This is a genomic window from Kluyvera sp. CRP, assembly GCF_019930565.1.
In the GTDB taxonomy this organism is placed as follows: domain Bacteria; phylum Pseudomonadota; class Gammaproteobacteria; order Enterobacterales; family Enterobacteriaceae; genus Kluyvera; species Kluyvera georgiana_A.
Map to the genome: position 1 here is coordinate 2,395,879 of NZ_CP082841.1, position 13,640 is coordinate 2,409,518.

General features: G+C 53.2%; 11 protein-coding genes. 5 read left to right on the forward strand and 6 right to left on the reverse strand.

Annotated elements, in window-relative coordinates; genetic code table 11:
- Nucleotides 1-11 precede the first annotated feature (11 nt).
- From K7B04_RS11240 to K7B04_RS11265, 6 genes are all read right to left on the reverse strand, one after another.
- The gene (locus K7B04_RS11240) at nucleotides 12-341 is read right to left on the reverse strand and encodes a cytochrome o ubiquinol oxidase subunit IV (protein WP_064547908.1); all 330 of its coding nucleotides are present in this window, start codon (nucleotides 339-341) and stop codon (nucleotides 12-14) included.
- Complete coding sequence (locus K7B04_RS11245; protein WP_064547910.1) at nucleotides 341-952, reverse strand: cytochrome o ubiquinol oxidase subunit III; 612 nt, start codon at nucleotides 950-952, stop codon at nucleotides 341-343. Before K7B04_RS11245 ends, K7B04_RS11240 begins: the two co-directional genes overlap by 1 nt.
- The gene (gene cyoB, locus K7B04_RS11250) at nucleotides 942-2,933 is read right to left on the reverse strand and encodes a cytochrome o ubiquinol oxidase subunit I (protein ID WP_064547912.1); all 1,992 of its coding nucleotides are present in this window, start codon (nucleotides 2,931-2,933) and stop codon (nucleotides 942-944) included. The genes K7B04_RS11245 and cyoB overlap by 11 nt, the downstream gene beginning before the upstream one ends.
- A gap of 19 nt (nucleotides 2,934-2,952) precedes the next feature.
- Complete coding sequence (gene cyoA / locus K7B04_RS11255; protein ID WP_163445926.1) at nucleotides 2,953-3,900, reverse strand: cytochrome o ubiquinol oxidase subunit II; 948 nt, start codon at nucleotides 3,898-3,900, stop codon at nucleotides 2,953-2,955.
- Nucleotides 3,901-4,364: 464 nt separating this feature from the next.
- On the reverse strand, nucleotides 4,365-5,849 hold the full coding sequence (ampG, locus tag K7B04_RS11260) for a muropeptide MFS transporter AmpG (RefSeq protein ID WP_223804039.1): 1,485 nt from the start codon (nucleotides 5,847-5,849) through the stop codon (nucleotides 4,365-4,367).
- A 46-nt stretch (nucleotides 5,850-5,895) separates the two neighbouring features.
- Entirely contained in the window at nucleotides 5,896-6,474 is a 579-nt protein-coding gene (locus K7B04_RS11265) for a lipoprotein (protein ID WP_167576491.1), read from the reverse strand.
- Nucleotides 6,475-6,771: 297 nt separating this feature from the next.
- Here K7B04_RS11265 and bolA point away from each other — a divergent pair, with 297 nt between their 5' ends.
- The 5 genes from bolA to lon all read left to right on the forward strand — a co-directional run bounded on the left by bolA (nucleotide 6,772) and on the right by lon (nucleotide 13,535).
- Entirely contained in the window at nucleotides 6,772-7,089 is a 318-nt protein-coding gene (gene bolA, locus K7B04_RS11270; protein ID WP_064547920.1) for a transcriptional regulator BolA, read from the forward strand.
- 334 nt (nucleotides 7,090-7,423) lie between these two features.
- Entirely contained in the window at nucleotides 7,424-8,722 is a 1,299-nt protein-coding gene (gene tig, locus K7B04_RS11275) for a trigger factor (protein WP_064547922.1), read from the forward strand.
- A gap of 242 nt (nucleotides 8,723-8,964) precedes the next feature.
- Nucleotides 8,965-9,588, forward strand: coding sequence for an ATP-dependent Clp endopeptidase proteolytic subunit ClpP (clpP, locus tag K7B04_RS11280; protein WP_035894303.1), 624 nt, complete (start codon nucleotides 8,965-8,967; stop codon nucleotides 9,586-9,588).
- 134 nt (nucleotides 9,589-9,722) lie between these two features.
- Nucleotides 9,723-10,997, forward strand: a complete 1,275-nt coding sequence (gene clpX / locus K7B04_RS11285) for an ATP-dependent protease ATP-binding subunit ClpX (protein ID WP_064547924.1) — start codon at nucleotides 9,723-9,725, stop codon at nucleotides 10,995-10,997.
- A gap of 183 nt (nucleotides 10,998-11,180) precedes the next feature.
- A complete protein-coding gene (gene lon / locus K7B04_RS11290; protein ID WP_163445929.1) occupies nucleotides 11,181-13,535 on the forward strand; it encodes an endopeptidase La in 2,355 nt (784 codons plus the stop codon).
- The last annotated feature ends 105 nt before the right edge of the window (nucleotides 13,536-13,640 follow it).

The following is a 13,640-nucleotide window of genomic DNA, read 5'->3' on the forward strand; positions in this document are numbered from 1 at the left end:
ACTCGCCGCTCTTAGTGAACCATCATGTTGTAGTTCAGGTTCCACATAATCCAGATGGAGCCGACCACCACGATGGCAATGATTATCACGGTAAAGACAAACGCGGTCATGTTCCAGCCTTCGTCAGACTTGCTGTTCATGTGCAGGAAGTACACTAGGTGTACGACGATCTGCACAACAGCGGTCACCAGAATGGTGCCGAGAATTGCCGCATGCGACGCGCTACCGGTCATTACCATCCAGAACGGGATCACCGTCAGGATGATAGACAGGATAAAACCTGTCATGTACGACTTCACGCTGCCGTGGGATGCGCCGCTGTGATCGTTAGAATGACTCATTACATCGCCCCCATCAGGTAAACAACTGAGAACACGCAGATCCATACGACGTCCAGGAAGTGCCAGAACAGGCTCAGGCACAGGATACGCGTACGGTTAGTGCTGGTCAGGCCGCGGCGAGAAATCTGCACCATCAGCACCGCCATCCAGATAAGACCGGAGGTAACGTGCAGACCGTGAGTCCCGACCAGCGCGAAGAACGCTGACAGGAAGCCGCTGCGATCCGGGCCCATACCTTCAACAATCAGGTGATGGAATTCATAGATTTCCATCGCGATGAACCCGGCACCAAACAGGAAGGTGAGGGCGAGCCAGGAAACCACCTGGCTCTTGTTGTTTTTGTACATGGCGATAGCCGCCATGCCGTAGGTGATGGAGCTGAACAGCAGCAGTGCGGTTTCCACCAGCACGAACGGCAGTTCGAAGATATCTTTACCGGTCGGGCCGCCCGCCGTGCCGTTCACCAGAACGGCATAGGTGGCAAACAGCGTGGCGAAGATAATGCAGTCGCTCATCAGGTAGATCCAGAAACCGAAGACTTTCATCGGCCCTGTATCGTGATGCCCGTGTTCATGCGCGTGGGCGTTGTGCGCGAGAGTATCAGTTGCCATTTTTCAGCCCTGCCTTAGAAATCTCATCGAAATGCTGATTTTCCAGTTTTTCGACTTCTGCAACCGGCACGTAGTAATCCACGTCCTCGTCAAAGCTTTTGATAATCCAGGTGATCAGGATGCCAGCGAAGCCGACAATCGCCATCCACCAGATATGCCAGATCATGGCGAAACCAAACACCGTAGCGAAGGCGGCAATCACGATGCCCGCACCGCTGTTTTTCGGCATATGAATTTCTTCATACTGTGTCGGCTGCTTGTACGCTTCGCCTTTTTCTTTCATTTCCCAGAATGCATCGCGTTCGTGAATCTGCGGCACAATGGCAAAGTTATAGAACGGAGGCGGGGAAGAGGTTGCCCACTCCAGCGTACGGCCGCCCCATGGGTCACCGGTCAGGTCACGGTTCTGCTCGCGGTCGCGAATAGACACGTAGAACTGAATCAGCTGGCACAGGATACCGCAGGCAATCAGCGCAGCGCCGCATGCGGCAATCACCAGCATCGGGTGGAACTGCGGGTCAATCTGCTGGCTCAGGCGACGGGTCATACCCATGAAGCCCAGTACGTACAGCGGCATAAACGCAACGAAGAAGCCGATGATCCAGAACCAGAAGGCGCGTTTGCCCCAGGTCTCGTTCAGGGTGAAGCCAAAGGCTTTCGGCCACCAGTAGGTCAGACCGGCGAAGCAACCAAATACCACACCGCCGATGATCACGTTATGGAAGTGTGCAATCAGGAACAGGCTGTTGTGCAGCACGAAGTCCGCGCCCGGCACCGCCAGCAGAACGCCGGTCATACCGCCGACCGAGAAGGTCACGATAAAGCCGATGGTCCACAGCATCGCCGAGTTGAAGACGATGCGGCCCTGATACATGGTGAACAGCCAGTTGAAGATCTTCACCCCGGTCGGGATGGCGATAATCATCGTGGTAATACCGAAGAAGGCGTTAACGTTCGCGCCGGCACCCATGGTGAAGAAGTGGTGCAGCCAAACGATGAACGACAGGATGGTAATACACACGGTCGCCCACACCAGCGAGGTGTAGCCAAACAGGCGTTTACGCGAGAAGGTGGCGGCAACTTCAGAGAACACACCGAAGACCGGCAGAACCAGGATGTACACTTCCGGATGGCCCCAGGCCCAAATCAGGTTGATGTACATCATCATGTTGCCGCCCATATCGTTGGTAAAGAAATGGGTGCCCAGATAGCGATCCAGGGTCAGCAGCGCGATGGTAACCGTCAGAATTGGGAAGGAGGCGATAATCAGGATGTTGGCGCACAGAGATGCCCAGGTAAATACCGGCATCTTGAACATCGTCATTCCTGGCGCACGCATCTTGATGATGGTCACGAAGAAGTTAATACCGGTCAGGGTGGTACCAATACCGGAGAGCTGCAGCGCCCAAATCCAGTAATCGACCCCTACGCCCGGACTGTACTCAATTCCCGAGAGCGGCGGATAGGCCAGCCAGCCGGTCTGAGCAAATTCACCCACACCCAGCGACAGGTTAACCAGAACCACACCGACAACGGTGAACCAGAAGCTCAGGTTGTTCAGGAACGGGAACGCCACGTCGCGCGCGCCGATCTGCAGCGGAACCACCAGGTTCATCAGACCGATAACGAACGGCATCGCCACGAAGAAGATCATGATAACGCCGTGGGCGGTAAAGATCTGGTCGTAGTGATGAGGCGGCAGGAAGCCTGCTTCCCCGGCGGAGGCCAGCACCTGCTGGCTACGCATCATAATGGCATCGGCAAAGCCACGCAGCAGCATGACGATAGCGACGATGACATACATGATGCCGAGTTTTTTGTGGTCGACGGAGGTCAGCCACTCGTTCCATAGATAGGACCACTTACCGAAGTAAGTGATGGCCGCCAGGAGAGCAAGTCCCCCGACGATAATGGCAGCCACCGTAACCACGATAATGGGTTCGTGGTAGGGCACTGCATCCAGTGTCAATTTTCCGAACATCGTATTCTTCCTCGGCCCCTTAGTGAGCGGATTCCGCGTGGCTCATGTCCATGCCTTCCATTCCTTCGTGCGCTGCGTGTTCGCCTTCCGGTTTGGACATGTTCATGCTCTTGCCGTGATCCATGAATTTGCTGGTCACTGCTTTAAACAAATCTGGTTTCACGCTGGAGAAGTACTCCACCTTGTTGTATTCGCTCGGTGCAGCCACTTTCTCGAATGCCGCCATGTCGTTCATGGTGTTCGGAGATTGTTTCGCTTTAGCGACCCACTGATCGAATGTGGCACGATCCGGCGTAGCAATGGCTTTGAACTTCATACCAGAGAAGCCCGGGCCGCTATAGCTTGCTGAGATACCGTCGTAGGTACCCGCTTCGTTAGCGATAAGATGCAGGTTGGTCTGCATGCCGGCCATGGCGTAAATCTGGCTGCCCAGACGCGGGATAAAGAAGGAGTTCATCACGGAGTTGGAGGTCACTTTGAACTGCACCGGTACGTTCGCCGGGAAAGCGATTTCGTTAACGGTAGCAATGCCCTGCTCCGGGTAGATGAAGAACCATTTCCAGTCCATGGAAACCACTTCAATGGTGATAGGTTTCTCGTCATGAACCAGCGGTTTGCTCGGTTCTAAGGAGTGAGTGGTTTTCCAGGTCAGAACGGCGAGGAAGATGATGATAAGAATTGGCACGGTCCAGACCACAGCTTCCACTTTATTGGAGTGTGACCAGTTCGGGCTATACTTCGCATCTTTATTGCTCGCACGATACTTCCAGGCGAAACCAACAGCCATTAAGACGGCCGGTATCACGACGATCATCATCAGGCCGAAGGCCGTCAGAATCAGCGAACGCTGCTCCAGTCCAATCTGTCCTTTGGGGTCAAGTAGTGCAGAATCACAGCCACTGAGTAATACAGTGCTGGCGATTAATGACAACCATCCCAAGTTTTTATTGTATTTCCTGAGTCTCATGTAACGACCTCAATTCCACGGGGTGTTGGTGGCGTTTAAAGTGTGGGGTCATTTTACGGGAAGGTTACATTACTGTAAACATCATTGGGGCTCTGTCAGTTATGTGTTACCGGGTTCTGCCGTGCTTGTCACAGATGTTGCCGAATGTGTCTATTTTTCAGGCGGAATGCCCATCTGACGGGCGTTATAACGAAAGGGGGCATAAGGGAAGGGTTAGGATGGCAATTGGTATAACCATTGTCAAAAATATACAATTAATTAACAAATAATCATCAAATAAAAGACAATTAAAAAACGAAAATTTAATTGGTCTGCTGCTGAATCGGTTAAAGAAATAAAGCCTGTTTTAAACGTTCCAGTAATTTCCAGAATTCTAAAGCGCACAAAAGCGCAAATAAAAAATTTTATATACGATGCGTGAGTTATTATTACGCGTAGTGATTACATCGGATAGGCCGCATTTTTTACTTATTTAGCGGAACCGACGTTTTACGCAGGGCCAGATAGTCAAGCAGGCAGCCGACAACGATGCCAACAAAGGCAATCGCTACCCCCGCTTCAAGCACCCTCGCTGACCACGATAGCGCTGAGAAATCCAGCGCATCGCTGATTAACATCAGCAGCCAGATGCCCAGCAGCGCAACACCCACTAACAGCAGACGCAGCGCCAGACGATAGCCGCCGCTGTAGTCCGTACGCGGCATAAACTGCTCGGTTTGCTGGGTATACTCCAGCGTTTGTCGGCAAACGAGCAGTAAGAAGATTCCCGGCACGGCGGCGACCACGGAGAAAAGATAGAACGCTGGCCAGCCGTGGGCTTCAACAAACCAGCCGGCAATTGGCCCGACGTACACGCGACCTACGGCAGAGAGTGCCGACAGTAGCGCAAACTGGGTGGCGGAAAACGACTTATTGCATAACGTCATCAGCAACGCGACAAACGCCGCGGTGCCCATACCGCCACACAGGTTTTCAAAGAACACCGCCGCCGCCATCGAGTAGAGGTGTTTATCGGTGACCGACAGCATCCAGTAACCGGCGTTGGAGACGCCCTGCAAAATACCGAAAATGAGCAGCGCGCGGAACAACGTCAGACGCTGCATCAGCACGCCGCCGTACAGTGCGCCGACGATGGTCGCGAATAAGCCAAGGGTTTTGTTGACCATCCCGACCTGGCCTGCGTCAAAGCCAACGCCGCGAATCAGGAAGGTGGTGGTCAGACTCATGGCGAAGGCATCGCCGAGCTTGTACATCACAATCAGCAGCAGGATCAGCCACGCGTTGTTGCGGCCAAAGAAATCTTTTAATGGCGCAACCACCGCTTGCTCAAGGCTTTTAGGTACCGGAATAACGTCGCTTGGTTCCGGCGCCAGAAGGGTGGCGATAATACAGGGCACCAGCAGCGCGGCCATCAGCCAGTACATGCCCTGCCAGCCCAGCCATTTATCAGCCAGCCACAGCGCTAAACCGCCGGAAACCAGCATCCCCAGGCGGTAGCCCAGCACGCTAATTGCCGCACCGGCCCCGCGCTCTTCGGCGGGCAGCACGTCGGTTTTCCAGGCGTCGAAGACGATATCCTGCGAAGCGGAACAGAAGGCGATAACAACCGCCAACGCCGCCATCCAGCGCAGCTGTGTGGCGGGTTCAAGGAAACCCATCGCCGCAATGGCGGCAAGCAGCAAACATTGGGTGGTTAACAGCCAGCCGCGACGACGCCCGAGGAATGGCGGCGTATAGCGGTCCATGACCGGAGACCAGAGAAACTTAAACACATATGCCTGTCCGACAAGCGAGAAGAAACCGATGGTTTTCAGGTCGATATTCTCGACCGTCATCCACGCCTGGAGCGTCCCTGAGGTCAGGGCAAGCGGTAAACCGGACGCAAAGCCAAGAATCAGCAGAATGGCTGATTTCGGTTGCTGAAAAATTCGCAGATAGTGAGCAGACATAGGCGTATACGTTCAGACCCGGCGAGGTGCCGGGTCTGAGACAGGATTAACGAGCGTTCTGTTTGATGAAATCGTGGATCGCGGTGTCCTGGGCCATATCGGCGATGGTGTCGCTCAGGACGCTATCAACGGTATTGGCGATATTCTGGTTGGAGGCCTGGAACGCGCCCTCAACGGAATAGTTAGAACGGTAGTTTTTGGTCATCTTGTTACCGTTGGCGGCGGTCGCGATGATAGCAATATCCGCTTTGGTATTGATGTTGTAACGCACGTTACCCTGGGAAACGTCGGCGTACAGCTGATTAACGATGATCTGCAGGTTTACCGCACCGTTCGGACCAATCATGTAGCCACGCGCGGTCATCTGTTTTTCCAGCACTTCTTGCATCAGGAAGCGCAGGTCGCGGGAAGCGGTCAGGGTTACCAGCTGGTTGTTGCGAGTGACTTTCGCCAGCGCCTGATCCTGACGCTGGTCGGCGCCGGTAATGCTGACGGTCACGCCCATCAGGCTCGGATCCTGCTGAGGCAGTGTGATTTTCGGCGACACGTCAACGGTGGTCGGCGGCGTTGCGCATCCTGCCAACATAAACAGTGCTACCAGTGGGAAGAGGATTTTTTTTAACATGTTAGGGTTCTCAAACGCATTGTTTACTGAAAATTCCCGCCATCATAACATCGCCAACGGTTAGGGGAAGTAGGCAATGCATGTAATTTCATCGTGTTGGTGCTTTTCTGCAACAAGAAGCGGTTTGCGGCAGGATTTCAGATGAGGACGGATTGTAAAAGGCGTTAACTTCATCTACTTGACAAATAAAATGAGGCGAACGCTAATTTTTTGTTGCCTTTGTGTAATGGAATCAGTAAAAGCGGCTAACATTTAAAGGGATAGGCGGCATCTTAACGTTGTCGGAGGAGTAATATCATGATGATGCGTGAACAAATCGAAGAAAAATTAAGGGCAGCGTTTGATCCTGTGTTCCTGGAAGTTGTCGATGAAAGCTACCGCCACAACGTACCGGCAGGCTCAGAGAGCCACTTTAAAGTTGTGCTGGTGAGCGATCGCTTTACCGGGGAACGCTTCCTGAATCGCCACCGAATGATCTATGGCACCCTAACAGAGGAGTTTGCCTCCACCGTACATGCTCTGGCACTGCATACCTACACGCGTAAAGAGTGGGAAGGTTTACAGGATACCGTTTTTGCCTCGCCGCCGTGTCGCGGCGCGGGGACTATCGCGTAGAAAAGGCATTTGCAACGCGGAACTTTTCCAGTATGTTGCGTACAGATTATGAGAAAACGGCCTGCGGGCCGTTTTGTTTTGTCTGAATTTTGAGCGCTAAAAACAGTATTCAGACAAAAATTAGCCGGGAATTGTGAAAAATGCCGCAGCAACGCGTGATAACCGTTCTCGACTCATAAAAGTGATGCCGCTATAATGCTGCGTCTTATTTTTCGGAATGTCTTCGGGATGATTCTGGCTACAGGGAATGGTTTCTGATTAAAAGAGAACGTCCCAGTACTGCAAGGCATGATTCAGAGTTGACCGAGCACTGTGATTTTTTTGAGGTAACAAGATGCAAGTTTCAGTTGAAACCACTCAGGGCCTTGGCCGCCGTGTAACGATTACTATCGCTGCTGACAGCATCGAGACCGCTGTAAAAAGCGAGCTGGTCAACGTAGCGAAAAAAGTACGCATTGACGGTTTCCGTAAAGGTAAAGTACCGATGAATGTTGTTGCTCAGCGTTATGGCGCTTCCGTGCGTCAGGACGTGCTGGGTGACCTGATGAGCCGCAACTTTGTTGATGCGATCATCAAAGAGAAGATCAATCCGGCTGGCGCACCGAACTACGTTCCGGGCGAATACAAGCAGGGTGAAGACTTCACCTACGCAGTAGAATTCGAAGTGTACCCGGAAGTTGAGCTGAAAGGTCTGGACGCTATCGAAGTTGAAAAACCGGTTGTTGAAGTGACCGAAGCCGACGTTGACGGCATGCTGGACACCCTGCGTAAGCAGCAGGCTAACTGGAAAGACAAAGACGGCGCTGTTGACGCTGAAGACCGCGTAACCGTTGACTTCATCGGTTCCGTAGACGGCGAAGAGTTCGAAGGCGGCAAAGCGACTGACTTCGTACTGGCGATGGGCCAGGGTCGTATGATCCCGGGCTTTGAAGACGGTATCAAAGGCCACAAAGCAGGCGAAGAGTTCACCATCGACGTGACCTTCCCGGAAGAATACCACGCTGAAAACCTGAAAGGTAAAGCGGCTAAGTTCGCGATTACCCTGAAGAAAGTTGAAGAGCGTGAGCTGCCGGAACTGACTGCTGAATTCATCAAACGTTTCGGCGTTGAAGATGGCACCGTTGAAGGTCTGCGCGCTGAAGTGCGTAAAAACATGGAACGCGAGCTGAAAGGCGCGGTACGTAACCGTGTGAAATCTCAGGCGATCGAAGGTCTGGTGAAAGCCAACGAAATCGACGTTCCGGCTGCCCTGATCGACAGCGAAATCGACGTTCTGCGTCGTCAGGCTGCTCAGCGTTTCGGTGGCAACCAGCAGCAAGCGATGGAACTGCCGCGCGAACTGTTCGAAGAGCAGGCGAAACGCCGCGTTGTTGTTGGCCTGCTGCTGGGCGAAGTGATTCGTACCCACGAGCTGAAAGCTGACGAAGCACGCGTTGCTACCCTGATCGAAGAAATGGCTTCCGCCTACGAAGATCCGAAAGAAGTTATTGAATTCTACAGCAAAAACAAAGAGCTGATGGAAAACATGCGCAGCGTCGCTCTGGAAGAACAGGCTGTTGAAGCGGTTCTGGAAAAAGCGAAAGTGACTGAAAAAGCAACTTCCTTCAACGAACTGATGAACCAGCAGGCGTAATTTCGCTTCCCGGTTTACGGTTTTGAGAAAAACCCGTTGCCTTTTGGTGACGGGTTTTTTTTTATTGCAGCGATAAGTAAAGCTGACATGATAAAACGCCGTTTGGGTGTTAGCGTAACAACAAAATATTGTTATGCTTGAAATAGGGTAAGATCGTACCCATTACTGGGGGAACGAATCACTCGCCGCATCTCTATAATCAGAAAGCTGTGGCTATTTTATTTATTATCCAGGAGACGGAAATGTCATACAGTGGCGAACGAGATAACTTTGCACCCCACATGGCCCTGGTGCCGATGGTCATTGAACAGACCTCCCGTGGCGAACGTTCTTTTGATATCTACTCCCGTCTGCTTAAAGAGCGTGTCATCTTTCTGACCGGCCAGGTGGAAGACCACATGGCGAACCTGATTGTGGCGCAAATGCTGTTTCTGGAAGCGGAAAACCCGGAAAAAGACATTTACCTGTACATCAACTCCCCAGGTGGCGTGATTACGGCTGGGATGTCTATTTATGACACCATGCAGTTCATCAAGCCGGACGTCAGCACCATCTGTATGGGGCAAGCGGCGTCGATGGGCGCGTTCCTGCTGACCGCAGGCGCAAAAGGTAAGCGCTTCTGCTTGCCGAACTCCCGCGTGATGATTCACCAACCGCTGGGCGGTTATCAGGGCCAGGCGACGGATATCGAAATCCACGCCCGTGAGATCCTGAAGGTGAAAGGACGTATGAATGAGCTTATGGCGCACCATACCGGCAAGTCTCTGGAGCAGATCGAAAGCGACACTGAACGTGACCGCTTCCTGTCCGCTTCTGAAGCCGTCGAGTATGGCCTGGTTGACTCAATTTTGAGTCAACGTAACTAATGTCATGACGGCACGTGCCGCTGCACGGTATATAATACTAAGGGCGGCACAACGCTTGCGTAGCAGCTTGCGCTTAAGAATGGCATTTGCGTCGTCATATGCGGCACAAAGAACTTAAAAAGAGGTTTTGACTCATGACAGATAAACGCAAAGATGGCTCGGGCAAACTGTTGTACTGCTCTTTTTGCGGCAAAAGCCAGCACGAAGTGCGTAAGCTCATCGCCGGCCCATCCGTGTATATCTGCGACGAATGCGTCGACTTATGTAACGACATCATTCGCGAAGAGATTAAAGAAGTGGCGCCGCATCGTGAACGCAGTGCTCTGCCGACGCCACACGAAATTCGCCACCACTTAGATGACTATGTTATCGGTCAGGAACAGGCGAAAAAGGTGCTGGCCGTTGCGGTCTACAACCACTACAAACGTCTGCGTAACGGTGATACCAACAACGGCGTTGAGCTTGGCAAAAGTAACATTCTGCTGATCGGCCCAACCGGTTCCGGTAAAACCCTGCTGGCAGAAACGCTGGCTCGCCTGCTGGACGTTCCGTTCACCATGGCGGACGCCACCACCCTGACCGAAGCGGGTTACGTGGGTGAAGACGTTGAAAACATTATTCAGAAACTGCTGCAGAAGTGCGACTACGACGTACAGAAAGCGCAGCGCGGTATTGTTTACATCGATGAAATTGACAAGATTTCCCGTAAATCTGACAACCCGTCGATTACCCGCGACGTGTCCGGCGAAGGCGTACAGCAGGCGCTGCTGAAGCTGATTGAAGGCACCGTAGCGGCCGTTCCGCCGCAGGGCGGACGTAAGCATCCGCAGCAGGAATTCCTGCAGGTTGATACCTCGAAGATCCTCTTCATCTGCGGCGGCGCGTTTGCCGGTCTGGATAAAGTGATCGGTAACCGCGTTGAAACCGGTTCGGGTATTGGCTTTGGCGCGACGGTGAAATCGAAAACGGATAAAGCCAGCGAAGGCGAACTGCTGAGCCAGGTTGAGCCGGAGGATCTGATCAAATTTGGTCTGATCCCTGAGTTTATCGGTCGTCTGCCGGTGGTAGCAACGCTGACTGAGTTAAGCGAAGAAGCGCTGATTCAGATCCTCAAAGAGCCGAAAAACGCCCTGACTAAGCAGTACCAGGCGCTGTTCAACCTCGAAGGTGTGGATCTGGAATTCCGTGATGAAGCGCTGGACGCTATCGCCAAGAAAGCCATGGCGCGTAAAACCGGCGCCCGTGGCCTGCGTTCCATCGTGGAAGCCGCGCTGCTCGAAACCATGTACGATCTGCCTTCCATGGAAGACGTTGAGAAAGTGGTCATCGACGAGTCGGTCATTGCCGGTCAAGGCGAGCCGCTGCTGATTTACGGCAAGCCGGAAGCGCAGCAGGCATCTGGCGAATAATTCACCAGTTCATACAATCAGTTAATCAAAAAGGGGGGATTTTATCTCCCCTTTTATTTTTCCGTATTCATAGCGTTGAATGTGTGGAATACATCCCCATATACTGGTTACATGTTAATGGTTGTGTGAAGCACAGTCGCATGACCAGTTTACCTGGCGGACACTAAACTAAGAGAGAGCTCTATGAATCCTGAGCGTTCTGAACGCATTGAAATCCCCGTATTGCCGTTGCGCGATGTGGTGGTTTATCCGCACATGGTCATTCCCTTATTTGTAGGGCGGGAAAAATCTATCCGTTGTCTGGAAGCGGCCATGGATCATGATAAAAAAATCATGCTGGTCGCCCAGAAAGACGCTTCAACGGATGAGCCGGGTGTAAACGATCTTTTCACCGTCGGGACCGTGGCCTCTATTTTGCAAATGCTGAAACTGCCTGACGGTACGGTCAAAGTACTGGTTGAAGGCCTTCAGCGCGCGCGTATCACCACGCTGTCTGATAACGGCGAGCACTTCTCGGCGAAGGCGGAGTATCTGGAATCGCCGGAGATTGAAGAGCGCGAGCAGGAAGTGCTGGTGCGCACGGCAATCGGTCAGTTTGAAGGCTATATCAAGCTGAACAAGAAAATTCCACCGGAAGTGCTGACGTCGCTGAACAGCATCGACGACCCTGCGCGTCTGGCGGACACCATCGCTGCGCATATGCCGCTGAAGTTGTCTGATAAACAGTCCGTTCTCGAGATGTCCGACATCAACGAACGCCTGGAATACCTGATGGCGATGATGGAGTCGGAAATCGATCTGCTGCAGGTTGAGAAGCGTATTCGCAACCGCGTGAAAAAGCAGATGGAAAAATCGCAGCGCGAGTACTATCTGAACGAGCAAATGAAAGCCATTCAGAAAGAGCTCGGCGAGATGGACGACGCGCCGGACGAGAACGAAGCGCTGAAGCGTAAGATCGACGCGGCGAAAATGCCGAAAGAGGCGAAAGAAAAAACCGAAGCCGAACTGCAGAAGCTGAAAATGATGTCACCGATGTCAGCGGAAGCGACCGTGGTTCGCGGCTATATCGACTGGATGGTGCAGGTGCCGTGGAACGCGCGCAGCAAGGTCAAAAAAGACCTTCGCCAGGCGCAGGAAATCCTCGATACCGACCACTACGGCCTGGAACGCGTGAAAGACCGCATCCTTGAGTATCTCGCGGTCCAAAGCCGTGTGAACAAAATCAAGGGGCCGATTCTGTGCCTGGTAGGGCCGCCGGGGGTGGGTAAAACCTCTCTGGGTCAGTCTATCGCTAAGGCAACCGGTCGCAAATACATCCGTATGGCGCTGGGCGGCGTGCGTGATGAGGCGGAAATCCGCGGCCACCGTCGTACCTATATTGGCTCGATGCCGGGCAAACTGATCCAGAAAATGGCCAAAGTGGGCGTTAAAAACCCGCTGTTCCTGCTTGATGAGATCGACAAAATGTCTTCCGACATGCGTGGCGATCCGGCGTCCGCACTGCTTGAAGTGCTGGATCCCGAGCAGAACGTGGCGTTCAGCGATCACTACCTGGAAGTGGACTACGATCTCAGCGACGTGATGTTTGTGGCGACCTCGAACTCCATGAATATTCCGGCGCCGCTGCTGGATCGTATGGAAGTGATTCGTCTGTCCGGTTATACCGAAGATGAAAAGCTGAACATTGCCAAACGCCACCTGCTGCCGAAGCAGATTGAGCGTAACGCCCTGAAAAAAGGCGAATTGACGGTGGACGACAGCGCAATCGTCGGCATCATCCGTTACTACACGCGTGAAGCGGGTGTCCGTAGCCTGGAACGTGAAATTTCGAAACTGTGCCGCAAAGCAGTTAAACAACTGCTGCTCGACAAAGAGCTGAAGCACATCGAGATTAACGGCGACAATCTGCACGATTACCTCGGCGTTCAGCGCTTTGACTACGGTCGCGCCGACGACGAAAACCGCGTGGGTCAGGTGACCGGCCTGGCGTGGACGGAAGTGGGCGGCGATCTGCTGACCATCGAAACCGCCTGCGTACCGGGTAAAGGCAAGCTGACCTACACCGGTTCGCTGGGTGAAGTGATGCAGGAGTCCATTCAGGCGGCGCTGACCGTGGTGCGCGCGCGCGCGGAAAAACTGGGTATCAACCCGGATTTCTACGAAAAACGCGACATTCACGTGCACGTGCCGGAAGGGGCAACGCCGAAAGACGGCCCGAGTGCCGGTATCGCGATGTGTACCGCGCTGGTTTCCTGCCTGACCGGTAACCCGGTGCGTGCAGACGTGGCGATGACGGGTGAAATCACCCTGCGTGGCCAGGTGCTGCCGATCGGTGGTCTGAAGGAAAAACTGCTCGCAGCACACCGTGGCGGCATTAAGACTGTTCTGATTCCTGATGAGAACAAACGCGATCTGGAAGAGATTCCGGACAACGTTCTGGCGGATCTGGACATTCACCCGGTGAAACGAATTGAGGAAGTTCTGTCCCTTGCGCTGCAAAATGAGCCGACCGGCATGCAGGTTGTAACCGCAAAATAGTGACCTCGCGCAAAGAGCGTTAATAAAAAGCGGGCTGGCAAGCGTAAACTGACTTGCCAGCCTTTTTTTGTCTCGCTAATTTAGACGGCTGGCAGGTGTGTCGTC